A 26,333-nucleotide genomic window follows, 5' to 3' on the forward strand; every position below is an offset into this window, starting at 1 on the left:
CATGTCTGTTCTTGTCGTTGTTCCCGCGCGTTATGGTTCCAGTCGGTTTAATGGAAAACCGCTGGCCATGTTGCGCGGTGCAACTGGCATTGAAAAACCTCTGATTCAACGCAGTTGGGAAGCTGCGTTAAAGGTACCAAACGCACGTGTTGTGATTGCAACCGATGATGATCGCATCAAAGATGTGGCAACGGGATTTGGTGCAGATGTTGTTATGACATCAACATCTGCGAAAAACGGCTCTGAACGGTGCGCAGAGGCTTATGAAACATTGGGTGAAGAATTCGAAATTGTGGTGAATCTGCAAGGCGATTCACCCCTGACCCCGTCATGGTTTATTCCCGCATTGATTGATGGATTGCATGATGCGCCCTTGGCCGATGTTGCAACCCCGGTTTTGCGCTGTGATGCACAAATGGTGGCCGAGTTGAAAAATGATCGTATGAATGGGCTTGTGGGTGGTACAACTGCTGCGTTTGATAAAACCAACCGTGCACTTTATTTTTCCAAAGAGGTCATTCCATATGCGGAAAACCCCGACGCAGAGGTATATCACCACTGTGGAATTTATGCCTATCGTCCACAAAGTTTACGCGCATATGCCAATTGGCCGGAATCCCAGTTAGAACGCCAAGAAGGTTTGGAACAAATGCGCTTCTTGGCCGAAGGTCGCCATATTCAATGTGTCGAAGTTGATGCAAAAGGTTGCGTATTTTGGGAGGTTAACAATCCAGAAGATGTGCCGCGTGTTGAATCAATTTTGTTGGCGCTGGGCATCGAATGAAATTCACCCCGCCCGCCAGCATCATAATTGTAAGCCATGGGCGCCCCGATGGATTGGCGCGGATTCTTTCCGCATTACGATTTCAATCATATGCAAATTTTGAAATTATCGTTGTCGCGGATCATGAGCCAACATCGAAGAATATCAAATTTGTGAAATTTGATGAGGCGAACATTTCAAAGGCACGGAATTTGGGCATCGCAGTTGCCGCAGGTGACATCATCGCGTTTTGTGATGACGATGCAATTCCAGAGCCGCGCTGGCTGGAACGTTTGATCGCACCTTTTGAAAACCCTGATATTGGTGTTGCGGGTGGATATGTGCGCGGACGAAACGGGATTTCATTTCAATGGCGCGCACTTGAAACCGATATGAATGGAAATGATTATCCGTTGGAACGAGAAGAGTGCAGCGATATCAGTATCCATTCATGTGGTGAGCGATTTGCCAAAGTTCAGGGAACAAATTGTGCATTTCGAAAGACTGGTGTCGTCGATCTCGGTGGTTTTGATGAAAACTTTGCGTTTTATTTGGATGAAACAGAATTAACCTTGCGAATGGGGCGTGCTGGTTGGAAAACCGCGATTGTTCCCCTGGCAGAGGTGCAACATGGTTATGCCGCGAGCCTTATGCGCGGTGTAAACCGTGCCCCGAAAACCTTGTTTCAAATTGGGTTTAGCAAAGCATATTTTTTAAAAAAATACGGTGATTTGGACACAATACAATTGTTTCGTGATGAACAAGAGCGCCGATTAACCACATTTGTTTCTGGCACGAAAATTACCAATGCAGAAAAGATTAAACTGCTTCAAACGTTGGATGATGGTATTTCACAAGGTACACAAATTGGTGATGCGAAATGCAATTTGTCTGTGCAAAACACGCCCGAATTTTTACCAGCAACAAATACAAACGAAACCAATGGCGTTGCAATTGTTGGATCGTTGCTACGTTGGAACAGCTTGGTAAAGCGGGCTAAAATTTTGGCGGAGCAAGGCATTCCCACAATGGTTTTTTGTTTTACCCATACAACGTTATTCCATCATCGGTATTTTGATGTGCGGGGGTTTTGGGTGCAAACCGGTGGCGTGTATGGTCGATCTGATCGGAACGATCCGATTTTTTGCCCATATTCAATTGCATCGCGTGCGAAACGCGAACAAAAACTGCTGACTGATCAGCGCGATTTTTCGAAAATTTTAGACAGTTCGCACAGATAATATTTTGATCGAAAACCGATCCTTAAAAAAATGATTCTATTCCTTGGCGTAACTGTCAAAAGGATGATCACAATGCCCAAAATTACCAAAGCTGTTTTTCCCGTTGCTGGAATGGGAACACGTTTTTTGCCAGCGACCAAATCCATTCCAAAAGAAATATTAACGTTGGTTGATCGCCCCTTAATTCAATACGCAATTGATGAGGCACGCGATGCCGGCATCGAAGAATTTATTTTCGTGACATCACGCGGAAAATCCGCCCTAGAAGACTATTTTGATGCGGCCCCAGAATTGGAGAATTCTCTTAAATCCCGTGGAAAATGGGATTTATTGGAGGAATGTTATAAATCGTCGATGAATTGCGGCGAAATTTCATATGTGCGCCAAACACAGCCATTGGGACTGGGCCATGCGGTTTTATGTGCGCGGCGCATAATTGGAAATGAACCGTTTGCAGTGATCTTGCCAGATGATGTTATTGCATCTGAAAAACCATGCATTAAGGAAATGATGGACGCACATGAACAAACGGGCGGCAACATTATCGCCGCAATGGAAGTCCCGATGAACCGCACCAATGCATATGGCATATTGGATGTGAAACACGACGATGGAAAACTGATATCTGTAAAAGGTTTGGTTGAAAAACCGGATGTGGATAAGGCACCATCGAATTTGGCGGTGATTGGCCGTTACATCCTCACGCCTCAAATTTTGGATCACTTGGCAATTACGCGTGAAGGTGCGGGAAATGAAATTCAGCTGACCGATGCAATCGCATCCGAATTGCGTGAACGCGGAAACGTTTATGGTTTTCGATTTGACGGCGAACGGTTTGATTGTGGATCAAAGGCTGGATTTTTACAGGCAAGTATTTCATTTGGGCTATCCCGTGATGATTTGCGTGATGAATTAATGGACTATCTCGTGCAAATGGTTGAAACACCGCGCGCCGCACAATAGATTTACATAATTGTACGCTTGGCGATGAAATGGAGCGCTGTTGACAGTTTTATTGGACATTACGCGCACCGTTTCAAGGATGAGCCAAGGATTGGTTACTGGCGTTGATCGGGTAGAGCTGGCCTATATTGACGAAGTTGGTCAAAGGTTTCCCGATGCGTTGTTTATGACCGAGATGGGGCGAAATTTTGCGCTAATTACACCCACTGAATTTGCCGCGTTGAAAGACAAGGTATCGCAAAGGATGTTGCCCAATCCAAAAGGCATCGATCGCATACGATTTCGATTGGATCATGACCAACGAAAATTGCGAAGCGAAATTCGACATGTGGCCAAATCTTTTGGCACATGGCGCCAGCTTGCAAACGTTTTGCGAAATTCTTTTCCCAATGGATTTGAGTATTACAATACAGCGCATTCGAACCTGTCCCAGCGTTGTTTTCAGCAAATTCAGGACGCAGGATGTACAGATATTCACGTATTTATTCACGACACGATCCCACTTGATTATCCCCAATATTGCCGTGCAGATACGCCGGCGTTATTCAAGACAAAGATGCAAGTCGCTCAAAAATTTGCCAACAGGATCATTGTCAATTCACATCACACCAAGGAAACTGTGAACAATCATTTTTCCAAATGGGGCGCGGTTCCGCAAATTTGTGTCGCGAAACTTGGCATCAATAAAAACAATGATCAGGGTGCGGAAATCTTTGGAAATGACCGTCCGTATTTTGTGATTTTGGGTACAATTGAACCCCGCAAAAACCACAAGGTGTTATTCGATGTTTGGCAAAAGCTAAACACAGCGCTGGCGCCCGACAAAATGCCCGATCTATTCGTTATTGGTCGTCGCGGTTGGAATAACCACGACACTTTTGGTTTTTTGGATAACTCACCACAAATCGAGGTGAACATTTTTGAAAAATCAGGGTTGCCCGATACAACAGCTATGGCGGCAATTAGTGGTGCGCATGCACTGTTATTTCCAAGCTTTGCCGAAGGATATGGATTACCCGCAATCGAAGCAATGGCGCAAAACACCCCTGTTATCTGTAGCGATCTTGGGGTGTTTCGTGAGTGCGTTGGCGAATATCCAACTTATGTATCTGCAACAGATGTTGACCAATGGTGTGCGGCAATCAAAACACGCTTGGAAATTGGTAAAAAACAAGCAAAACTAACGGCCAATGAATTGAAATTAATTGATGAATCAACTTGGCGGGCACATTTTAATACGGTGTTCGCCGCAGAAATTCCATAATCAGTATCCAATTTAGGGTCATCATGAAGTTTTGGGATCAATATAGATTGCGATTAGAGCGCAAACGCCGACGGGCCAGATCACTGCGTAAACGCAGAGAGCTGACGCCTGCTGCGTTGAATGTTTCCAAGATTCGTGAAGACGATGTGATTTTGTTTTCCACTGTGCGAAACGAAAAAATCAGGCTCCCTTTCTTTTTTGAATATTATCGCAAACTTGGCGTGAACCACTTTTGTTTTGTCGATAATGGTTCCGACGATGGTACGCTTGAATATTTGATAAGCCAGCCAGACGTTTCCGTGTGGCACACCACGCGAAGCTATAAACGCGCTGGATTTGGAATGGATTGGTTGAACGGTTTGTTGGGTGCCTATGCGGTGGGGCATTGGTGCTTGGTTGTCGATGTCGATGAATTTTTTGTATATCCTCATTGTGATACCCGACCCATTCAGGCGTTGACCCATTGGCTGGATCAATCCTCCACCCGTAGTTTTGGGACGCAATTGGTGGACACCTACCCCAAAGGAAAAATATCAGAGGCGCATTACCGCCCCGGTGATAATCCGATGACTGTTTCTGACCATTTCGATACGGGAAATTATTATTATGAACGCAACCGTAAATATGGAAACCTGTGGATCCAAGGGGGTGCGCGACAGCGTGGATTTTTTGCTGGACGTCCAGCATTTGCGCCTGCTTTAAATAAAATTCCATTGGTGAAATGGAAACGAGGAAATGTTTTTGTCAGTTCGACACATAACCTGTTACCGCGCAGCTTGAATTTGGTTTACGCCCATAACGGGGGACAGCGTGCGTCTGGTTGTTTGGTGCATACGAAATTTCTGGAAATGTTCAGCACTAAAACCAAAGAAGAATTGGCCAGAAAACAACATTATGCGGCCAGCCGTGAATACAATTCCTATTCAAAACACCGTGGGGGCAAAAACGATTTATGGAATGGGCAATCTGTTAAATACAAGGATTGGCGCCAATTGGAATCCCTTGGTTTGATGTCCTCTGGAGATTGGGCGTAATGGAGCTTGGCTTTGTCATACTCGCGCATGAAAATTTACACCGTGTTGGTGCGCTTGTGGAATATTTGGCAAAGCAAAACTGTGCAATCAGTTTACATATCGATGCACATACCCCCGCAAAAGAATCCAATGCGCTCCGCGATCAGTTCAAGACCAATAAACATGTCATGTTCACGGATTCAATTCATTGCGAATGGGGTCGTTTTTCGTTGGTTCAGGCAAGCCTGAGCGCCGCAGAATTGTTATTACAAAAGCATCCAAACATTGGGCATGTCGCGTTAATTTCTGGTTCTTGTTTGCCGATCAGGCCGATCAAACAATTCAAACATTTCTTGTCACGTCACAAAGCGACGGATTTTATTCAATCGGTATCGGTTGAAAAGGACAAATGGGTTCAAGACGGTTTGAACGAAGAACGGTTCACATTGTATTTTCCAGTGTCATGGAAACGAAACCGGTTTACATTTGACAAATTGGTTCAGGCACAGCGGATTCTTGGTGTTAACCGGCAAATCCCAACACATATTGAACCCCATACCGGATCTCAGTGGTGGTGTTTAACTGGGAAAACGTTGCAATTGATTGTGAATGATCCAAATCGCGCCGTGAATGATTCATATTTCAAACATTGCTGGATACCAGATGAATCCTATTTTCAAACACTGGTGCGCAACCATTCTGAACGCATTGAATCGCGCAGCCTGACATTTGCGAAATTCGACGCACAGGGAAAACCATTTATTTTGTATGACGACCACCTTGATGCCATTTCAAAATCCGATGCATTTTTTGTGCGCAAAGTGTGGGTTGGCGCGGATAAAATGTATGCGCAATTGCTAGCGTCCGATCGTGACAAAGTACCAATGTCAAAGGTGGGCGCAAAATCAATCGATGAACATTTTGAAGCGGCCCTTGCACAACGCACATCGGGGGGTGTTGGGTATTTTAACGCAGGACGGTTTCCAGGTGGTTACGCTGGTTCACGCGGGCAAACGGTGGCGCCATTTGCCGTGTATTATGGGTTGAACGATTTATATCCTGATATCGTGAATTGGCTTTGCAAATCATCCGATATGGTCTGCCACGGGCATTTATTTCACCGTCAAAGAGTTGAATTCGCAACTGGTGCGAAAAATTTCTTGGGCGGGTTGGATGGCAATGTGAAAATCCGAAATCGCAACCCCTATGGTTTTTTGCAAAATCTTTTGTGGAATGATCGCGAAAACAAACATTGTTTTCAATTTGATCTACGTGATCATCAAGCGGTGCGAACACGTCTTACACAGGATGAAAATGCGCATATCATTGTCATTCGCGAAGGTTGGATTTTGAAATACCTTGCCGCGAAAAAGGTGGGTAAAGATGTGCCATCTTATGCACGACAGCTTCAAGATATGGAACGTGCATTTCTGCTTGAACTGGAACAATCCAGCACAAGTGCAAGTGTAAGTACGTTTGATCTGCAGGATGTGTTGGAAAATCCGCAACAAATTTTGAATGCAGCGACTGAAATATTGGGCGATGCACCAAAACACGCTTTGCTTGATATGCCAAAAATGGTTGATTTGAATGGCGTGAACAAAGCGCTTCGTGATTTAAAAAATGCAGGACTTACGTTGGAAACTGTGCCATTGGCGAAACCAGCGGCGGAAAAACAAGCGGATAAACAACCACGCAGCACACCAAAGTTGGTTCAATAATGTCAGATGGAAAATTCAAATATTTTATTCTGTTGGCGGAAATGCGCACAGGATCAAATTTGTTTGAAAGCCATATCAACGGGTTTGATGAACTGTCGTGCCACGGCGAATTGTTCAATCCGGGTTTTGTGGGTTATCCGTTAAAAGAATCTGTTGTTGAAATGGATTTAAAAACCCGCGAACGCGATCCGTTTTTGCTGCTTCGAAACTTGGTTGAAACCGTGAGTGACACATTGCCAGGGTTTCGATTGTTTTCTGAACATGATCAACGGGTTTTGGATTTTTGTTTGGAAGACGACGAATGTGCCAAAATTATTTTAACCCGCAATCCGGTGGACAGTTTTGTGTCGCAAAAAATTGCAGAACAAACCGATCAATGGAAAATGGGGGATCTGCATAAACGCAAAAAAGCGGTGGTAGAATTTGATGCAGACGAATTTAAAAGCTTTGTCGCCAAACGCGATGCCAATACGGACCATATCGAAAAAACGCTGCAAACATCTGGGCAATCAGCGTTTCGTTTGAAATACGAAGATTTGAATGATTTGGATGTGATGAACGGTGTTGCGCGATTTATTGGTGCGCGCAAAATGCAAAAAACCCTTTCGCAAAAAATGGCGCGTCAAAATCCGGAACCGTTATCGCAAAAAGTATCTAATTTTGACGAGATGATGCAATCAATCGCGACAATGGATTTCGCCAGCTTGCGCGAAGCATCCCTGTCTGGTGCGAAATATCAATTGGATGTGAAACAATTTTATTGTGGTGACACATCGCCATTATTGTATTTTCCCATTGGGAATTGTCAACGCGATCAGGTTTTGAAATGGATGAAGATGCATGATGCATCCGTATCCAATAATCAAAACAAAGCAGTTTTGAACGAGTGGTTGAAATCGCGCAATATCCGATCAGTGTTTAGCGTTTTGGATCACCCTGTCGATCGCGCATATAAGGCATTTTACGATCACATTTTTTTAAACGGCGCGTCGGTGTTTCCCTGGATTCGCAAAAACCTTATTCAATATTATGATGCGCCATTGCCATCGGATGAACAGATGGAAAATGCTTCACGCGAAACGCTTCTTGGGGATGGATATTCGGCTGATCAACACGCCAAAGCGTTCGCATGTTTTTTGAAATATCTTAAGGGTAATTTGAATGGACAAACCCGTGCGCGGATTGATCCTTGCTGGGCAAGCCAGTTTTCGGTGCTTGCGGGTCTGTCGGAATGGGTACAGCCAGATGTGATCGTCACACCAGATCAACTTGCAATTTCGATGGCGTTCATTGAATCCAAACTGGGATTGAAACCAATTGGATTGCCAGATCCAGATCAGCCAGATCAAATGTTTACGCTTGCTGAAATTTACGACGCGAAAATTGAAAAGCTAACGCGCGCTGCGTATCAAATTGATTATAATCGATTTGGATTTAAGGATTGGGCCTAACCAAAGGTTAGGCCGCTTGATGAGTCATCACTTCTGTCAGAAGGCTATACAGGGTGTTCGCATCGCTATTTGCGCGCAGTTTGGCACAAATGTTTTCCGAACGTAATGTGCGCGATACCAATGCCAACGCTTTCAGATGCTCTGCACCTTCTTTTTGGGGCGCTAAAATGGTGAAGATAAGATCAACAGGCTGACTGTCCATTGAATCATAATCCACTGGTTTTTCTAAACGTGTGAAAAGACCAAAAACTCGGTCAATTTCATCAAAACGCGCGTGTGGAATCGCCACGCCACGTCCAACGCCTGTTGAGCCAAGCTTTTCACGTTCCAGCAAAGCAGCCAAAACAACCTCGGCACTGATGCCATAGTTTGATTCCGCCTGCTCGCTGATATCCTGTAACAGTCGCTTTTTGCTGCTTGTCGATTGAACAAACCGCACTGCGTCTTTTTCCAGAATGTCTTTCAGTTCCATTTTATGCCTCTATTCGTTAGGCCGCCCCTATTTCATATTTTCGGGGTCAATCCAACCAATATTCCCATCTTTACGCCGAAACACCACATTCAAACCATTGTGGCCTTCGTTTTTAAAAAACAATACCTGTTCGTCGGCTAGTTCCATTTGCATGACAGCCTCCCCAACGGACAGCGATTTAATCTTCGTTTCCATTTCCGCGACAATTATGGGTTGCAGTGATTCAGGTTCGCTCGCCTCTGCAATATCTCCCTCGCTGGCGAGGATATACGACGAAGCGCCCATAAACTCAACTGGTGTTGTGCGTGTATTGTGGTGATCCTTCAATCTGCGCTTGTATCTGCGAAGCTGTTTTTCCATTTTTTCGGCGCAAATATCAAAAGATTCATATATCTCATTGGCGCGCGAATGTGCATTAACCGTAAGTCCCGTGGACAAATGAATGGTCGATTCACATAGAAATTCATGTCTGTCTTTGGAAAAAGTAATTACCGCGTCGGTAGGTCTTTCGGCATATTTTTCAATAACTTCGCCCAATTCTGATTTCACATGGGTTTGAAGTGATTCGCCAATGTCGAGTTTTTTTCCACTGATTTGATATCGCATGAATTCTCCTGTTTTTATGGTAGCGATGGGGTGTCTATCGTGATTTTTATCCTCCTTTTTTGTTGTTTCATCACGCACTCCCCCCAGATGACATCGGTCAAATGAACGGGTAATCGTGTGTTTTTTGGATAGACATGTCACTAATCTAGGACTCAAACAGTTACCAAACAATATTGATTTTCAAAATTTTATGGCAGATAGTTGCGTTGCAAAATGTAGAAATTGACACTGATTCCAAGTTAACGAAATCTAAATTTTGAAATCTTCACCCAGATAGACACGCCGCACATCCTTGTTTGCGACCACTTCTTTTGGGGTACCGCTCATTAAAACGACGCCATCGTGCAAAATATACGCGCGATCCACGATTTCGAGTGTTTCGCGCACATTGTGATCGGTGATCAATACACCAATGTCGCGTTGTTTAAGCTGTGAAACAAGTGCGCGAATATCGCCCACGGCAATTGGATCTACACCCGCAAATGGTTCATCAAGCAGGACATAATTCGGGTTGCTGGCCAAACACCGCGCAATTTCCACGCGCCGCCGCTCACCGCCAGATAATGCGACCGCGGGTGATTTTCGGATGTGGTTGATGGAAAATTCATCCAGTAATTGTTCCAATCGTGCACGACGTTTACGGCGATTTGGTTCCCAAAGTTCGATGACAGAACTAATATTTTTTTCGACCGACAAGCCGCGAAAAATGCTGGCCTCTTGCGGAAGATAGCCAAGCCCAAGGTTTGCACGACGATACATTGGTAAATGCGTGGCATCCTTGCCATCAACAATGACGGTACCCAAATCTGGTGCGACCAATCCAGCGATGGCATAAAAACAGGTTGTTTTACCTGCACCATTTGGACCCAGCAAAGCAACAACTTCGCCACGGTTTAATGACAGGTTAACATCACGTAGCACAATTTTTTCTTTGTACGACTTACCCAAACTGGCAACTGTTAAGCCACCTGAAAGACTATCGTGATGTTGCGCGTCATTTTCCATTTCAGTTGGGCGAAATTACGGTTTTTACATTTCCAGAAACCGTCGCCTGGTTGGTTGTTAGGTTCAAGCGTAACGTATCGCCAGAAATTGCGTTGGACCCTTGCAACAACAATACATTCCCTGTCAAAATGACCATATTAGAATTCACATTGAAATTGGCGTTCTGTGCTTCTGCTGATTCAGCGCCATTAGTAAAAACCACCGCACCATTTGCAACAATATCGGACACTGTTTTACCAGTTGCATCATAATGCACGGTAATTTTGTCAGCGCCAAATCGCACAACGCCCTGTGCGACCTTGGCGTTTCCTTCGAAAATCGCAGAATTACTGGCCTGTTGGACGGTTAAATTATCGGCAGTAACCTGAACGGGTTGCTGAGTGTCGTGGGTTGGTCCAGATAATGAAACGCCAGTTTGCGCCGCGATGGGCGATGAAAAAAGGACAAGCGATGTCATTGATGCGATCAATATGTGTTTCATTATCTACTCGGCACTGTTGGTTTCTGTGGGCGTATATATCAGCTTTACCCCCCCTTTGAACAGCAGAACTGCTTGTCCGCCTTGCGGCGCAATATCAAGGTTTTGAATTGCCTCGAGTGAGCCTGCTTCGATTGATCCGATTGGGCCTTGTGCAATCACCTTATTCGGGCTTTGTGCATTGCCGGTTTTGAAATCAAATACCAAATGTTGCGTGCGTGCGGAATATCCGTTTGATGTATCCATGCTGACGTCACCGCTTAAGGTCGCGGATTTATTTTTGATGTTGATCACACCGTCCGTTGCCTTGGAAATAATGTTTAACCCTTTTTTGGTATTGATTTCGGCATTGGGGAAAATCAAATCAATGCGCTCGGGGCTGGGCGCATCTGGTAACGCTTCTTTGGCGGACACGGTAAATGCTTCGCCCGACTGGGTGACGCCTGCAAAATGGGGTTTGGTGATTTTTTGTCCCGTTGCCAATTCTGCCATTTCAGCATTGGTAAAAATCAATCCTTCGCGGATTGCATCAGATTTTGTGAACAAAAAGATACTGCCAAATAATCCAACGGCGACAACCGGCAAAACGAATTTCGCCATCGCGACAAATTTGGAATATGTATCTTTCTGTGCCACGATTACATATGTGCGAAAATATCGGTTTCCGGCCAACCAGCCAGATCCAATGTTGCCCGTGTCGGCAGAAAATCAAAACAAGCCTGTGCGATTTCGCTGCGATGTTCGCGTTTCAGGCGAATGTTTAGCTCATCCATTAAACCATGCAGATACAACACATCACTTGCGGCGTATTCAATTTGCGCCTCGGTTAAATCATCCGCTCCCCAATCAGAGCTTTGTTGTTGTTTGGATACATCCACCTTTAGCAATTCTTGCAACAGGTTTTTAAGACCATGTCGATCCGTATATGTCCGCACCAGTTTTGATGCGATCTTTGTGCAATAGACGGGCGCGGTACGCACACCGAAATGGTTTTCAATTGCCGCGATATCAAAACGGGCAAAATGGAACAGTTTGATCTGATCTGGATTGGCAAACAATTTGCACAGGTTTGGTGCCTCTGTTTGACCTTGGGCGATTTGGACCACATGCGCGTCGCCATTTCCTGCGGATAATTGCACCACGCACAATCGATCGCGATGTGGGTTCAACCCCATGGTTTCAGTATCGATCGCCACCACTGGGCCAAGATCCAAATCATCAGGCAAATCGCCCTTGTGCAAATAGTTCGTCATTTTCGCTCTTTTAATGTCGCCGCGTTAAATTAATCGCAAGGCTCTATATTTACGGTGTTTTTCGGTATAATCAACTCGCCATTGTCGTGTTGTTTAGGTTTCATGTGCGTTATGAGGATTTTTTCGATGGCTAGACGCTGAAATTTATCAATCTATACCTAACTAATAAATGACAACCAAAGGCAAATTCAACGTGAGCACACCTGACCAGATCGAAGTAAGCTTTTTTCTCGGCGCACATCGGGTGGCGTTGCATTATCTTAATCGTTGTATGTTGCAAAATGCTGAACTTTTGGCGGGCGAAAACATCGTTGTGCCAACGGCCAAGGCCGGTGCATCCGCAGTGTCGCAAATGATTGTAAACACCAACAAAGGCCAACCATTATCAGAGGCACGCGAAGAGTTTATTCAAAAGCTTGCCGGTGATGTCGAAAACCCAAAACGATTGGTTGTGATGACCAATAGCATTGCAGGGTCCATTCGCGCCCCAATTGTTAATGCACAGGCATATGCGCCGTTAACATCACGATGCATTCGCCTGCGCGAGATTTTCGAAAACGATTCACTGCGGATATTTTTTGGAATTCGCAATCCTGCCAAATTTGTCATTTCCGCCTATAGCGAAATCGCAAGGTTTGAAAAATCTATGCCGTTTCAAAAATACATCGAGCGCATGGATATTGATCGATTTCGCTGGTCATCAACATTTGAAAAATTGTTTACTGCCGTGCCTGATGTCAATTTTACCGTGTGGAAATACGAAGAGCTTCACGATATTTCACGCCGGTTGATTGGTGAAATGACCGGGTTTTCAGAGCCCGAAAAGCTTAGCATCGAAACACGCCCGATAAACACTGGCTTGTCACTGGAAGGTGGCGAATTGTTGCACGAATATCTGGCAAATTCACCCGATATCGCAGACGATGATATGAACAAGATCATGCATGAATATACCGAAAACTACCCAAGCAGTGAAATGCCACGCCACCACGATGTGATGACGCCAGAACGCATTCAACAATTAACCTATGGGTATGACGATGATTGGTATTATATTCAGCGCATGGAAGGTTTAAACACAATTACAACGCCAGATAATCTGGCTGACTAGGGGATATTCGTGCGCATTTTATTAACTGGCGGAAGCGGCATGTTGGGGCAAAGTTTGCGTGCCATTGCTGTTCGCGAATTTCCTCAACACGAAATCATTGCGCCAACCCGTTCTCAATTGATGTTAACCAATCGCGATGCTGTTGCAGAGTTTATGCAAAATGGCGAATTCGATGCGGTTATTCACGGCGCGGCGCGCGTTGGTGGTATTCAGGCGAATATCGCCCATCCGGTGGCGTTTTTGGCAGAAAATCTGCAAATTAATGATGCTGTGATCATGGGCGCCTACAAAGCAAAAATAGAACGTCTGTTTTTTCTGGGCTCGTCTTGCATGTATCCCAAGGATTACAAACAACCGTTGAAAGAAGAGTATATTCTTCAAGCGCCGCTTGAACCCACAAACGAGGGGTATGCCCTGTCAAAAATCACGGGTGCGCGTTTATGTGAATATATTTCCACGCAAAGTGGTTATGCCTACAAAACACTGATCCCGTGTAATTTATTTGGCGAGAATGACCATTTTGGGTCAGATGCCAGCCATTTGATTGCCGCAATTGTAACCAAGATATCTGAAGCGGTGAATGATAATAAGGATACGGTTGAAATATGGGGATCTGGAAACGCGCGGCGCGAATTTTTACTGGTTGATGATTTGGCGCGTTTTATCTTGCAAAATATCGACAAGGGCCATGAATTGCCCGCATATTTGAATACTGGATACGGTCAAGATCATTCAGTTTTCGAATATTATCAAATGATTGCAGAGCTTTTTTCATTTAAAGGTACATTTACCTTTGATACCAGCAAACCAGAAGGCATGATGGCCAAACAAATGGATAGTAGCATCGCCGCAAAACACGGATGGGGACCCGTCACACCTATTAACCAAGCTTTAGAACGCATTGTTCAAAAATTTCAAATGCAGACACAGGACCAATAAATGTTTTACCCGCTCGCGAATACCACATGGGATGACGCCGAACATTCCGCGCTACAAGATGTGATTGCATCTGATCGGTTTACCATGGGCGCGAAAGTGCGCGAATTCGAAGAAAAGTTCGCGGACAAATTTGGTAAAAAATACGCGATAATGACATCAAGCGGTTCAACCGCCAACCTGCTAGCGATTTCATCGGCGTTTCATCATCCAGATTTAGGCTTGCGCCCAGGGGATGAGGTGTTGGTGCCTGCGGTCAGCTGGTCAACAACCTACTTCCCAATTACGCAATCGAGCTTGATGCTGCGTTTTGTCGATATTGATCCAGAAACGCTGAATATTGATCTGAACAAAATTGAACAGGCGATCACCCCACGCACCAAGGCTGTGTTTGCGGTGAACCTGCTGGGGAACCCAGTAGAGGCGGATAAATTACGCGCATTATGTAAATCACATAACTTGTTGTTAATGGAAGATAATTGTGAATCAATGGGTGCGAAATATGATGGCGAACAGGCGGGCGCATTTGGATTTTGCGGCACGTTTTCGACGTTCTTTTCACATCACATTTGCACCATGGAAGGTGGCGTGGTTATCACCGATGATCGCAAAATGTATGATACGATGTTGTCTATGCGTGCGCATGGTTGGGTGCGGGATTTGCCATCTGATACACATTTACCGCTCGACCCTGATCCATTCGTGCGTCAGTTTCGATTTGTGCTGCCTGGATACAATCTGCGACCCATCGAAATGGAGGGTGCGCTGGGCATTCCGCAATTGGCGAAATTGGATGGTTTTGTGAGCGAGCGGCGCAAAAACGGTAAACAATTTCAGGACATGTTCAACGACCTTGATTTTCTTGATATCCAACAAGAGCGCGGCGAGAGTAGCTGGTTTGGCTTTGCCATGATCCTAAAAGGAAAAATGAAAGGGAAGCGTTCATTGTTGGTTGATGCTTTCAAAGCTGCCGAAATTGAATGCCGCCCGATTGTGACCGGTAATTTTTTAAATAACCCCGTGATTGAAAAGCTGCCCCATTCGGTCGGGAGCACCATCACCGCGGCACAGGATGTGGATGTTGATGGTCTGTTCGTGGGTAATCACCATCACCCCATTCCCGAACAATTGGCGCGCCTGCGCCAAGTTGTGCAAGATGTCGCGGATAAACAGTAGGATATTTCATGGCACATAAACTCTATCCTGTAATTTTATGCGGCGGTTCTGGCACACGCTTGTGGCCGATGTCGCGCAAATCTTATCCAAAACAATTCGTGTCAATGTTTGGCAAGGAAAGCTTGCTGCAATCAACGGTGCGTCGTTTTGCGGGCGCTGGGTTTGAACCCCCCTTGATGTTATCAAACAACGCGTTTCGTTTTTTGGTCGGGGATCAATTGGCGCAGCTGGATGCGGGCCCTTCCAAAATTGTTATTGAACCATCAATGCGCAACACCGCACCCGCAATCGCGGCAGCGGCAGTGATTCTGGCAAAACAAGACCCAGATGCATTGATCCTTGTCGCACCATCAGATCACGTGATCGAAGATGAAGCCGCATTTCAAACAGCGGTGAACGTTGCCGCCGATGCCGCCGCCAAAGGTGCGTTTGTGACCTTTGGCATACGTCCAACGCGACCCGAAACAGGGTTTGGATATATAGAGTTGGACGCGGCACCTGATGGAAATGTGCCAACTGCATTACCATTTGAAAAATTCGTTGAAAAACCAGATGAAAAAGCGGCGGAAAAAATGGTCGCCTCTGGTCGCTATCTTTGGAATTCAGGCATGTTTATGTTTTCTGCTAATGCGGTGTTGGCCGCATTCGAAAAACATGCCCCCGCAGTGTTAAGTGCCGTGAAAAAAGGTGTTGAAAACGGCGCAGAGGATCTCGATTTTTTCAGAATGTCATCGGATTATGACAAGGCTGATAACATTAGTTTCGATTATGCCATCATGGAAAATGTTTCGGGTGTAACCGTTCCGCTGGATTCAGGTTGGAACGATTTAGGAAGCTGGAAGACCGTATGGCAAGAGGCTGACAAAGACGACGACGGTGTTGCCTTGGGCGATACGGCCACAGCGATTGATTGTGAAAATACATTGCTGCAATCACGCGGTGATCAGGTTCAAATTGTGGGCATTGGTTTGAAAAACATCGTGGCCATCGCCATGCGAGATGCAGTGTTGGTGGCGGACATGGATCAGGTGCAATCGGTGAAACAAGCCGTGGAACATTTGAAATCCATTAATGCGCCACAGGCCGAAGAATTCCCAAAATGCCACCGCCCGTGGGGATGGTATGAAACGCTCGCGCTTGGTGATCGGTTTCAGGTGAAAAACATCATGGTAAAACCAGGTGCACAGCTAAGCTTGCAATCACATGTGCATCGTTCGGAACATTGGGTTGTTGTCGCAGGAACGGCGAATGTTACGGTGGATGATCGCGTGGAATTGCTGACAGAAAATCAATCGGTATACATCCCCCTTGGTGCGGTGCATCGGCTTGAAAACCCTGGCAAAGTTGATTTGCACCTGATCGAAGTGCAAACCGGAAGCTATCTTGGCGAAGATGATATCATCCGTTACGAAGACATTTATGCGCGGGTCTGACCGCACAAAGGAGAAACAATGACTAAAACCGCCCTAATCACAGGTGTAACAGGCCAAGATGGCGCGTATCTGTCTGAACTTTTGCTGGAAAAAGGTTATGAAGTTCATGGCGTTAAACGCCGTTCTTCGTCTTTTAATACGGGTCGTATCGACCACTTGCAAATCGACAGCCACAAGAATTCAAACTTTAACCTGCACTATTCCGATATGGTTGATAGCGCGTCTTTGATTTCATTGGTTCAGGATATTCAACCAGATGAAATTTATAACCTTGCCGCGCAAAGCCACGTAAAGGTTTCGTTTGAAATGCCGGAATATACCGCGAATGCGGATGGTATTGGCACGCTACGTTTGTTAGAGGCAATTCGTTTGCTAAAGCTGACGGAAAAAACCAAATTTTATCAAGCGTCTACGTCAGAGCTTTATGGTAAAGTGCAAGAAATCCCGCAAAGCGAAACAACGCCGTTTTATCCACGATCACCTTATGCAGCGGCGAAACTATATGCCTATTGGATCACAGTGAATTACCGCGAAGGGTATAATATGTTTGCTACTAACGGGATTTTGTTTAACCACGAAAGCCCCATTCGCGGGGAGACGTTTGTAACGCGTAAAATCACCCGTGCGGTTGCTGCGATCGAATTGGGTTTGCAAGAAAAATTGATGTTGGGCAATTTATCAGCGCAACGCGATTGGGGCCATGCACGTGACTATGTCGAGGGTATGTGGCGCATTTTGCAACATGACACGCCTGATGATTTCGTTTTGGCAACGGGCGAAATGCATTCCGTGCGCGAATTTTGTGAAATCGCATTTTCCCATGTTGGCATTGAAATTCGCTGGGAAGGCGAAGGTGAAAATGAAAAAGGCTTTGATGCGAAAACCAACAAATGCTTGATCGAAGTTGACCCACGTTATTTCCGCCCTACAGAAGTGGAACAATTATTGGGTGATCCAACAAAAGCCCGCGAAAAACTTGGATGGAGCCACACAACGCCATTTCAAAAACTGGTCGAGGAAATGGTTACCGAAGATCGCCAATTGTTGAAAACGGAACGTCTGGCGCGGCGTACATATGGTGCGACCTAGTTAAGCGGATTTACGATTAAAATCGGCGGTTAGCTTGTCATGAATTTTTCGAAAGGCCGGGCGCAACGTTCCCACATCTTGTAAAACGGTCAGGATTGCCAAGAGCTCATTTTTTGAACCACAGCGTTTTAAAATTGTGGCATAGGCATTCAATACTCGCGCGGAACCTTGGCTGTTTTCCAATGCGATCAATCCCAGTTTTCGGGCTTGTTCGCGGTGCTTTTTCTTACGCGATAATGCAAGTGCGGCCTTCAACACCACTTCTGGATAGTTTTGCGCTTGCGCAACAATAGAACGATAGCTTTCAATTCCTGCATCCACTTGTTTGTTTTGAATTTGTGCTTCGGCCAGATGGGCCGTGTATAAAATTTGTTCAGGCTCAATTTTCGCCGCAAGTGTTAATGCGGTTATTCCGTTGCCGATTTGACCATCTGCGATCAGCGCATCACCAAATCGTTTTTGATAAAGCGCATTGTTAGGGACAGCATCAGTCGCTGCGCGATGTTGTTTTAATGCGCGTTTCACATCACCCATTTCAAGTGCATATAATCCTGTCATGCTGCTATGCGCATGTTCGGGTGAACAGCGTTCGCACACGGCTGTGATCCGTGAATACAGCATTTCAATCCGATCTTTGTGATGAAATAAACGATGGCGACGTTTTCCCAAAAACAAAGACCAATCGCGGCTGATCATGTCGATAGATACGAATGGTATTTCAATTGGCTTTTTCCCGATAAATCCACCAACCCGATTTCCACCCGCAGCCGGTGAACCAGGCAGCGCAAACCGCGTAAGCATTTTATCAAAAGGGAAAAAATTGTCTGGTGTCAGAAGCTTGTTCAAAACCATTTGCAGCATGGTTTTTTCCGCACCTTGAATATTTGGAAATGACCAAAGCGAGAGGCAGAGCGATTGAATCGCACCCTCTTTATCATTTTGCGCAAGATGCGCACGCACGCACATCAAATTCAACGTGGCCATCGCAATATCAAATTGCAATTCTTGTTTTTGTGCTAACGCACGAATATCCAATGCCGCCTGTGCATCATCATGCCCAAGGTATAATTCGCACAAAATAACATAGATATATGCCCGGTTCAGACCCATATCCAAATATTTTCGCGTGATCGCAGCACCTTGTTTCGACTTGTTATTCTTTAACCAATATTCGGTTGCAAATGGTAACGTTTGCCCAACATCGGCAAGCCCAAGGAAATGTTCCGGACCGCTATCTAGGTGCGAGACAAGCAATGCCAATGCTTGATCGTGATCTTCTGGTGACAGGGTTTCCTGAACATCGGTGACGGTGGCATTGCCAAACAATGCTGCAGTTTCTGAAAAACCACTGCCCGGCGGGCCGATAATTTCGTGGCATCGCGACATGGCATATAAGCTTAGGAAATCATATTGCGCATCGTTAAGCGCAGCGGTGTCAATCATATCATCAAGCGCAAGCACATTTGATGACATGGTTTTTAGGCGTTCAACCTCTCGTGGTTCATCCGAAAATACCAATATTTTACCGTTGGAATTTTCACTGTGGCGTTGCAGATGGATATGATAAAATTCTCGGGGGGTGTATTTTTTCGGCCATACCTTTTTAGCGGCATTGCTTTCTGGATCGATAATATCGCCACGGCGGATGTGATATGCGATGGGTGGTGCATCGTCTAAGGCTGTGTTGATCTTGTCGATCATTGTTGCGACGACTGGATTGAATTCCAATCGATCAAATGCGGCCGCAACGCTTGCGCGAACCACGGCTTCGTCTTCGTGAGGAAATGTTGCGACACTTGCAAATGCGTGTGACAGCAAAAGATTTTTTCCCTTGGCAATTTCGGATGCCAACCTGTCCGCATCCCATCCAGGGTTACGATATGCGACCTCGAACATGTCAGGTTGAAGAGATTCAAAGCTGTCTTTGGTTACGAAATATTTGTCGATAAAATTTTGCGAAAAAATTTGGCTTGGGTCTCTGATTTCATCGCTCATTGTATCGGTGATTAACCAATACATTTTGAAATCAATGTCGTAATCGGTGGCCACACGCAATGCGTTTAGCATCGCGATTAAACGCGACCCCATGCGATCAACGCGAAAGGCATATGCAGCAGATTTTGTTTTCGACATCATTTCATCTTTGTTCTGAATACCTTGTGTAATCATTGATTGTGGCAATTACTAGAATGCGGGTAACGTTTCGTTAAAAACTGTTCTGTTCATTCCAATTGAAATAGTTCAATATTTTGAAAAATCGAAAAAAATGGGAAATTATTATGGCACAAAACACCCCCGAATTGGCCCGCGCGAAACCGCCTGCGATGATCTGGGAAGATGCGTTTTTGATCGAAGATCAATTGACCGAAGAAGAGCGCATGATCCGCGATGCCGCACGCGCATATTGCCAAGATAAATTGCAACCCCGCGTGACCGAGGCGAACCGAAACGAAGTGTTCCACCGCGAAATCATGACGGAAATGGGTGCGCTTGGTTTGCTTGGGTCCACCATCCCAGAAGAACTAGGCGGTGTTGGTGCGAATTACGTTTCCTATGGATTGGTCGCACGCGAAGTTGAACGTGTTGATAGCGGTTATCGTTCTGCCATGTCTGTGCAAAGCTCATTGGTGATGCACCCGATTTTTGCATATGGCACGGACGAACAACGCCAAAAATATTTGCCAAAATTGGCAAGTGGCGAATGGGTTGGATGCTTTGGTTTAACAGAACCCGACCACGGTTCAGATCCTGGTGGGATGTTAACCCGTGCAAAACAAGTTGATGGCGGATATTCAATTTCAGGTGCTAAAAACTGGATCACCAATTCACCGATTGCGGATGTTTTTGTTGTCTGGGCAAAATCTGATGCGCATGACGGTGCGATCAAAGGGTTCGTTTTGGAAAAAGGCATAAAAGGTTTGAATGCCCCCAAGATCGAGGGCAAATTTTCCCTGCGCGCATCGACAACAGGTATGATTCAAATGGACGAGGTTTTTGTACCAGAGGAAAACTTGTTGCCAAATGTTTCGGGGCTTGCGGGGCCGTTTGGATGTTTGAATCGTGCGCGATATGGTATCGCATGGGGTGCGATGGGTGCGGCTGAATTTTGTTGGCATGCGGCGCGGGATTACACGCTGGAACGCAAACAATTTGGCAAACCTTTGGCGCAAACGCAGCTTATTCAGAAAAAACTTGCAGATATGCAGACCGAAATTTCGCTTGGGCTTCAGGGTTGTTTGCGACTTGGGCGATTGTTTGATGAACATCGTGCGCCTGCCGAATTGATCAGCCTGATGAAACGTAACAATTGTGGCAAAGCATTGGATATCGCGCGTGTGTCGCGTGATATGCATGGGGGCAATGGCGTATCCGATGAATATGGTGTGATCCGCCATGTTATGAATCTAGAGGCGGTTAATACTTACGAAGGTACGCATGATGTTCATGCCCTGATCCTTGGCCGTGCACAAACAGGTTTGCAGGCCTTTATGTAGGCTAACTTGCACTGCGCAAAATCATTTGCGCACCTTTTTCCGCGATCATAATGGTTGGCGAATTGGTGTTGCCCGAAATAATTTTGGGCATCACCGATGCATCAATTACCCGCAGCCCATCAATTCCACGCACACGCAATTCAGGATCGACAACCGATTGATCATCCATTCCCATGCGTGCGGTGCCTACTGGGTGAAAAATGGTGGATCCAACCATGCCCGCGGCCGTATGCAAATCTGTTTCAGAAATTTTATCCGCACCTGGTAAAAATTCATCAGGTTCAAATTGGGCCAATTTGCTTTGCGCCATGATGTTTCGCGCTTGGCGAATGGCATTTGCGGCAACACGTAAATCGGCAGGTTCTGACAGATAGTTTGGCGCAATTTTTGGATGTGTACGTGCATCAGGCGACGTTATCGTCACCTGTCCACGAGATTGCGGGCGCAAATTACATACGCTGATCGTGACCGCGTCAAAATTATGTAGATCTTCACCAAATGCACCCAGTGAAAGTGGCTGAATGTGATATTCTAAATCAGGGGTATCCATTTCAGGTGATGATTTGGTGAATGCGCCCAACTGGCTTGGTGCCATCGACATTGGGCCACTGCGTTTTAATGCATATTCTAAGCCAATCCGCGCCTTGCCCATCAATGTGTTGGCAATTGTGTTGAGGGTTTTTGTGTTTTTAACCTTCCACACGCAACGCAATTGCAAATGGTCTTGGAGGTTTCTACCAACATCGGGTGCATGGTGAACAACATCGATTCCAAGGGATTGCAATGCATCGCCGTCACCGATGCCAGATAGTTGCAAAATTTGCGGCGAACCGATTGCGCCCGCGCTTAAAATAATTTCGCCTTTGGTGAAAAATTTTGAACCATCCAACAGGTTCACGCTAGTGGCACGTTTGTTTTCAAAGATGATATTTTGCACTTGGCTGTTGGTGCGCACGGTTAAGTTCGGGCGGTTTTTTGCGGGGCGTAAAAACCCCTTGGACGTATTCCAACGCCAGCCAGACTTTTGGTTTACTTTGAAATAGCCGACACCAAAATTATCGCCAGTGTTAAAATCATCGCTGATTGGAACACCTGTCTGGACAAAGGCATCTTGGATTGAATCAAGCACATCCCAGCGAAGCCGCTGTTCTTCGACACGCCATTCACCGCCTGCACCGTGAAATTGGGATTTGCCCGCGAATGAATCCTCTGATTTTTGGAAAAGGGGTAAAACGTCATCCCAACCCCAACCCGTGCAACCCATTTGTGCCCAGCCGTCGTAATCTGCGGACTGTCCGCGGATATACAACATGCCGTTGATCGAGGATGAACCACCCAAGACCCGCCCACGAGGGTAAAGCAAGCTGCGGTCATTTAATCCTTTTTCGGGTTCGGTTTTAAATTGCCAATCGGTACGCGGATTGCCGATGCAATAGAGATACCCAACAGGGATGTGAATCCAATGGTAATTGTCTTTGCCACCGGCCTCTAACAAAAGGACACGATTTTTGGGATTTTCGGACAGACGGTTGGCCAAAACACAGCCAGCAGAGCCAGCGCCAACGATAATATAATCGTATTGATTTTCGTTGTTAATTGCCTGCACCAATCTATCCACCCCATTCAATTACATGGGATAGCTTTCCACGATTTGACCATTCAAACAACCTTTTTAACGCGCCATCTCAACTGCGATTTTGCTGGCCAGTTTTGCGTTGTTCAACACCAATGCAATATTAGCAGTAAGCGATTTACCATCAGTCAGTTCAAATATACGTTGCAACAAAAATGGGGTTACGGATTTGGCAGCAATGTTTTGCTCTTCGGCCTCGGCCAAGGCTTTTTCGATAACAGGCGCCAAATCACTGGCAGCAATTTCATCCTCTGCTGGAATTGGATTGGCGATGAGCTGACCACCAGGCAATCCCATTTTTTCACGCATTATATGTGCATTGGCGATATCACGTGCTGTATCCATTTGCAGTGGTGCTGCAATGCCCGAAGATCGCGACCAGAACGCAGGGATTTCGGATTGACCATAGGCAATAACCGGCACACCAAGTGTTTCCAAAACCTCTAGCGTTTTTGGGATGTCCAAAATGGCCTTTGGTCCCGCCGCAACAACGGATACGGATGTCTGCGCCAATTCTTGTAAATCGGCGGAAATATCAAAGGTCAATTCCGCACCGCGATGAACGCCACCAATACCACCCGTTGCAAATACTTTGATATCTGCCAGCGCTGCGCCAATCATCGTGGCGGCGACTGTTGTGGCACCCGTGCCACCCATGGCGATACAGGCTGCCAGATCAGCGCGTGAAAGTTTGGCAACGTCTTTCGCTTGTGCCAATGCAGCCAATTGCGTTTCTTCTAGCCCAACACATAATTTGCCATCAATTACAGCGATTGTTGCCGGTACGGCACCGTTGTCGCGCACGACTTGTTCAACACGCTGTGCGGTTTCCATGTTCTGCGGATAAGGCATACCATGCGTAATGATGGTCGATTCCAACGCAACAATCGGTGCGCCGTTTTCGCGCGCAGCAGAAACGGCACTGGAATAGGTGATAGGGATCATAGGTTGGTGTCTCCTGAAACGTAGTCTGCCGCAGCCTTGAGCGCGGAATTTAAAGCTTGGGCACGCGATTCATTGCGTGTTTCAGCGGCGATATGCGCCGCCATGAACGTGTCACCCGCACCCGTGACGCGGGTTACCAACACAGGCGGCGGTGTGGCGGAATATAGTCCATCTGCGCACCCTTCGGTGGCCATGTTACCACCATCGGTTACCAGCACACGATGCGCACCATTTGATATCAAACCATTGGCTGCTTCTTCTGAATTTTTAAATTCCTTGTGGCAGAGCAATGAAGCCTCTTCCAGATTTACATAAAGCGTTGCGCCCTGATGGCCGAGCACGGGTAATAGCCGTTCTGCCTTGCCTGGGCTTGCGGGTGCGATCCGAAGGTCGGCCGATTTGAACAATGGGCTTTTGGCGATATCGGACAACAATGCCTGTGTAAGATTTCCATCAAGCGCGATAATCCCAGCATAGGGATTTTCAACACTCCCCAAGCTGCCGTCTGATAAAGGGGTCAAGATTTTATCGCCCGCGGCCTCTAGCGAATGTGCATCGGCGATTGCTGCGATCAATCCGTTTGCACCCTCTACCGCCATATAGCGGTCGGTGGGCAAATCAATGGATGCATAGACGTGATCTGTGATCATACCCATACGCATACATGCGGTCAGCAATTCGCGGCCTTCGTCGTCTTGTCCAATCGCGGTGAGCAACGCTGGCGTTAACCCAAAGCGGCGCAATGTCATTGCGATATTCATCGCCACACCACCTGGAATACGCGTAATGCGCCCAGGCACATCCGACCCAACCCGAAGATGGCTACTTGATCGACCGATAATGTCCCACAGAACAGAACCGACACATAAAATTTTTGGTGTTGTTGTCATAAGCGCACCTTGTGAACATTCTGTTCACAGTTGGCAAGCCGCTTATTGTTTGTTGAACTCAACCGATTTGAATACGCCTGTTGCGTTACGTGTTGTTATGGCTGCTTTGCCCAAGAATTGACGCGATCCATCATTTGGATTCACAAACCACAGCCCAAGATGGTTTGATTCAATCGCAACCACACCGCCTGTTTGGTAATTTGTAAAATAGGTCATAAGATTTTCCGCCATATCAGCGGTAAATTTTATCACGGTGTTTTCGTTTGTTACCGTTTGCATATTTTCCCCACAATCTCTGTGCAACTGAATGCGACACGTTTGATCCAGAACGCAGCTTAACGTAAAAACAGCCGCATTTCAAACCACCCGATGTTCACATTTCACAACAGTGAAGCATATCGGGTATTTTATAACAATTTCGTTACTGATAAAAGTATTTCATTCGTTGAAAGTTTTATTGTTATGCTAGCTAGTATCATACCTGAATTTGAAAAAAAAGTCACAGCCATTGAGAAGCTGGGAAAATCTGGATTTGTCTTGGCCATCAATCTGACAGTTCGTGGCCCAAATTTTTGGTACACAACCTATCCCAAAAAATGGCAAACAAAGTATCAGCGCAGCAATTATTTCGCGCTGGATCCGATATTTATGTGGAGCGTGACCAACGAAGGAATGAAGCGTTGGTCCGAAATTCAGTTGCCCGATATGCGCGGTATTTTAAAGGAAGCAAACCAAGATTTCGGCATGAAATATGGTGCCGTTATTTCACGAAAAATTCAGTACAAACGATCATTTTTGGCCGCCGCACGCTCTGATCGTGATTTTACGGATGGGGAGCTTGCGCAACTAAATCAAACGTTTGAAGAGATACTGAATGGGGTAAATGACAACCCCAATTTATCCGCCGGCGAAATACAGGTTTTGCGATGCTTGCGCGATGGAATGGGACAGCGCGAAATCGCCGAAACCATTGGAATTTCAGAATCAGCGGTAAAGCAAAGATGCAGCAAAGCGTTACACAAATTGGGTGCTAAAACACGAACCCAAGCCGTCGCCATTTCGGTCGGCAGACAGCTGATTTAGTGCCAAAACTGTCCGAAAAGACAGCAAAAAGCAGGCTTTATTTGAAATAATTTGTACTCTTGTTAAAGTTTAACATGATAACAATTACTCACTTTTAAATACTTTTAAATAATGGTCCAAGAATGCTGGATAAATACAAACAACAAGAAAAAATTGCGACAAACGCAAATTCAAATGTGCACTGCTGTGAATGTAACAAAGTTTTAGCAGCGAAAGATCAAGCAGGTGTTGAAAACGAATACTGCGAGGATTGTCAGCGAAAATACCAACAAATTTTAGACACAGATATCCAACGTAAGGCGGCATCATAGGA

At 45.8% G+C, this 26,333-nt stretch carries 26 protein-coding genes; 15 read left to right on the forward strand and 11 right to left on the reverse strand.

Annotated features, from left to right (window positions below; translation table 11 throughout):
- Nucleotide 1 precedes the first annotated feature (1 nt).
- The 7 genes from BFP76_RS01675 to BFP76_RS01705 all read left to right on the forward strand — a co-directional run bounded on the left by BFP76_RS01675 (nt 2) and on the right by BFP76_RS01705 (nt 8,416).
- A complete protein-coding gene (locus BFP76_RS01675; protein WP_099591430.1) occupies nt 2-784 on the forward strand; it encodes a 3-deoxy-manno-octulosonate cytidylyltransferase in 783 nt (260 codons plus the stop codon).
- Nucleotides 781-2,004: a glycosyltransferase family 2 protein gene (locus BFP76_RS01680; protein WP_099591431.1), complete on the forward strand. Its 1,224-nt coding sequence runs from the start codon at nt 781-783 to the stop codon at nt 2,002-2,004. Before BFP76_RS01675 ends, BFP76_RS01680 begins: the two co-directional genes overlap by 4 nt.
- A 72-nt stretch (nt 2,005-2,076) precedes the next feature.
- On the forward strand, nt 2,077-2,967 hold the full coding sequence (gene galU, locus BFP76_RS01685) for a UTP--glucose-1-phosphate uridylyltransferase GalU (RefSeq protein ID WP_099591529.1): 891 nt from the start codon (nt 2,077-2,079) through the stop codon (nt 2,965-2,967).
- 40 nt (nt 2,968-3,007) lie between these two features.
- Nucleotides 3,008-4,231 (forward strand): glycosyltransferase family 4 protein, encoded by a 1,224-nt coding sequence (locus BFP76_RS01690; protein WP_133117368.1) that lies wholly within the window; start codon nt 3,008-3,010, stop codon nt 4,229-4,231.
- 23 nt (nt 4,232-4,254) lie between these two features.
- Complete coding sequence (locus BFP76_RS01695) at nt 4,255-5,265, forward strand: glycosyltransferase family 2 protein (protein WP_099591433.1); 1,011 nt, start codon at nt 4,255-4,257, stop codon at nt 5,263-5,265.
- Complete coding sequence (locus BFP76_RS01700; protein ID WP_099591434.1) at nt 5,265-6,965, forward strand: DUF5927 domain-containing protein; 1,701 nt, start codon at nt 5,265-5,267, stop codon at nt 6,963-6,965. The genes BFP76_RS01695 and BFP76_RS01700 overlap by 1 nt, the downstream gene beginning before the upstream one ends.
- Nucleotides 6,965-8,416 (forward strand): nodulation protein NodH, encoded by a 1,452-nt coding sequence (locus BFP76_RS01705; RefSeq protein WP_099591435.1) that lies wholly within the window; start codon nt 6,965-6,967, stop codon nt 8,414-8,416. Before BFP76_RS01700 ends, BFP76_RS01705 begins: the two co-directional genes overlap by 1 nt.
- A 7-nt stretch (nt 8,417-8,423) precedes the next feature.
- On the opposite strand, the gene BFP76_RS01710 is transcribed toward BFP76_RS01705, so the two are convergent.
- The 6 genes from BFP76_RS01710 to BFP76_RS01735 all read right to left on the reverse strand — a co-directional run bounded on the left by BFP76_RS01710 (nt 8,424) and on the right by BFP76_RS01735 (nt 12,230).
- Complete coding sequence (locus BFP76_RS01710; protein ID WP_099591436.1) at nt 8,424-8,888, reverse strand: PTS sugar transporter subunit IIA; 465 nt, start codon at nt 8,886-8,888, stop codon at nt 8,424-8,426.
- Nucleotides 8,889-8,915: 27 nt separating this feature from the next.
- A complete protein-coding gene (hpf, locus tag BFP76_RS01715; RefSeq protein WP_099591437.1) occupies nt 8,916-9,494 on the reverse strand; it encodes a ribosome hibernation-promoting factor, HPF/YfiA family in 579 nt (192 codons plus the stop codon).
- A 249-nt stretch (nt 9,495-9,743) separates the two neighbouring features.
- Nucleotides 9,744-10,499, reverse strand: a complete 756-nt coding sequence (lptB, locus tag BFP76_RS01720; protein WP_099591438.1) for an LPS export ABC transporter ATP-binding protein — start codon at nt 10,497-10,499, stop codon at nt 9,744-9,746.
- Nucleotide 10,500: 1 nt separating this feature from the next.
- Complete coding sequence (gene lptA, locus BFP76_RS01725) at nt 10,501-10,956, reverse strand: lipopolysaccharide transport periplasmic protein LptA (protein WP_165775628.1); 456 nt, start codon at nt 10,954-10,956, stop codon at nt 10,501-10,503.
- Nucleotides 10,957-10,983: 27 nt separating this feature from the next.
- Entirely contained in the window at nt 10,984-11,649 is a 666-nt protein-coding gene (locus tag BFP76_RS01730) for an LPS export ABC transporter periplasmic protein LptC (RefSeq protein WP_133117369.1), read from the reverse strand.
- Nucleotides 11,616-12,230 (reverse strand): ribonuclease D, encoded by a 615-nt coding sequence (locus BFP76_RS01735; RefSeq protein ID WP_099591441.1) that lies wholly within the window; start codon nt 12,228-12,230, stop codon nt 11,616-11,618. The genes BFP76_RS01730 and BFP76_RS01735 overlap by 34 nt, the downstream gene beginning before the upstream one ends.
- 193 nt (nt 12,231-12,423) lie before the next feature.
- Between BFP76_RS01735 and BFP76_RS01740 the strand changes: the two genes are divergently transcribed.
- From BFP76_RS01740 to gmd, 5 genes are read left to right on the forward strand one after another with little or no spacing between them, the layout of a single operon-like run.
- Nucleotides 12,424-13,341 (forward strand): hypothetical protein, encoded by a 918-nt coding sequence (locus tag BFP76_RS01740; RefSeq protein ID WP_133117370.1) that lies wholly within the window; start codon nt 12,424-12,426, stop codon nt 13,339-13,341.
- Nucleotides 13,342-13,350: 9 nt separating this feature from the next.
- On the forward strand, nt 13,351-14,280 hold the full coding sequence (locus tag BFP76_RS01745; RefSeq protein WP_133117371.1) for an NAD-dependent epimerase/dehydratase family protein: 930 nt from the start codon (nt 13,351-13,353) through the stop codon (nt 14,278-14,280).
- On the forward strand, nt 14,281-15,453 hold the full coding sequence (locus BFP76_RS01750; protein ID WP_099591444.1) for a DegT/DnrJ/EryC1/StrS family aminotransferase: 1,173 nt from the start codon (nt 14,281-14,283) through the stop codon (nt 15,451-15,453). It abuts the gene before it with no gap.
- Between the two features lie 8 nt (nt 15,454-15,461).
- On the forward strand, nt 15,462-16,886 hold the full coding sequence (locus BFP76_RS01755) for a mannose-1-phosphate guanylyltransferase/mannose-6-phosphate isomerase (protein ID WP_099591445.1): 1,425 nt from the start codon (nt 15,462-15,464) through the stop codon (nt 16,884-16,886).
- Between the two features lie 18 nt (nt 16,887-16,904).
- Entirely contained in the window at nt 16,905-17,975 is a 1,071-nt protein-coding gene (gmd, locus tag BFP76_RS01760) for a GDP-mannose 4,6-dehydratase (RefSeq protein ID WP_099591446.1), read from the forward strand.
- Here the strand turns inward: gmd and BFP76_RS01765 are convergent, their stop codons facing one another.
- Nucleotides 17,976-20,108: a hypothetical protein gene (locus BFP76_RS01765; RefSeq protein ID WP_133117372.1), complete on the reverse strand. Its 2,133-nt coding sequence runs from the start codon at nt 20,106-20,108 to the stop codon at nt 17,976-17,978. It abuts the gene before it with no gap.
- A gap of 146 nt (nt 20,109-20,254) precedes the next feature.
- Here BFP76_RS01765 and BFP76_RS01770 point away from each other — a divergent pair, with 146 nt between their 5' ends.
- Nucleotides 20,255-21,469, forward strand: a complete 1,215-nt coding sequence (locus tag BFP76_RS01770; RefSeq protein WP_099591448.1) for an acyl-CoA dehydrogenase — start codon at nt 20,255-20,257, stop codon at nt 21,467-21,469.
- 1 nt (nt 21,470) lies between these two features.
- Here BFP76_RS01770 and BFP76_RS01775 read toward each other — a convergent pair whose 3' ends face one another.
- From BFP76_RS01775 to BFP76_RS01790, 4 genes are all read right to left on the reverse strand, one after another.
- Nucleotides 21,471-23,066, reverse strand: a complete 1,596-nt coding sequence (locus BFP76_RS01775) for a GMC family oxidoreductase (protein ID WP_099591530.1) — start codon at nt 23,064-23,066, stop codon at nt 21,471-21,473.
- Between the two features lie 75 nt (nt 23,067-23,141).
- Nucleotides 23,142-24,047: a pseudouridine-5'-phosphate glycosidase gene (locus BFP76_RS01780; protein ID WP_099591449.1), complete on the reverse strand. Its 906-nt coding sequence runs from the start codon at nt 24,045-24,047 to the stop codon at nt 23,142-23,144.
- Nucleotides 24,044-24,937 (reverse strand): PfkB family carbohydrate kinase, encoded by an 894-nt coding sequence (locus tag BFP76_RS01785; protein WP_099591450.1) that lies wholly within the window; start codon nt 24,935-24,937, stop codon nt 24,044-24,046. The genes BFP76_RS01780 and BFP76_RS01785 overlap by 4 nt, the downstream gene beginning before the upstream one ends.
- A gap of 42 nt (nt 24,938-24,979) precedes the next feature.
- Nucleotides 24,980-25,216, reverse strand: a complete 237-nt coding sequence (locus tag BFP76_RS01790; protein ID WP_099591451.1) for a hypothetical protein — start codon at nt 25,214-25,216, stop codon at nt 24,980-24,982.
- 90 nt (nt 25,217-25,306) lie between these two features.
- Between BFP76_RS01790 and BFP76_RS01795 the strand changes: the two genes are divergently transcribed.
- A complete protein-coding gene (locus BFP76_RS01795) occupies nt 25,307-26,020 on the forward strand; it encodes a helix-turn-helix transcriptional regulator (protein ID WP_099591452.1) in 714 nt (237 codons plus the stop codon).
- A gap of 122 nt (nt 26,021-26,142) precedes the next feature.
- The gene (locus tag BFP76_RS01800; protein ID WP_099591453.1) at nt 26,143-26,331 is read left to right on the forward strand and encodes a hypothetical protein; all 189 of its coding nucleotides are present in this window, start codon (nt 26,143-26,145) and stop codon (nt 26,329-26,331) included.
- The last annotated feature ends 2 nt before the right edge of the window (nt 26,332-26,333 follow it).

This window comes from Paramylibacter kogurei (assembly GCF_002742285.1).
GTDB lineage: Bacteria > Pseudomonadota > Alphaproteobacteria > Rhodobacterales > Rhodobacteraceae > Amylibacter > Amylibacter kogurei.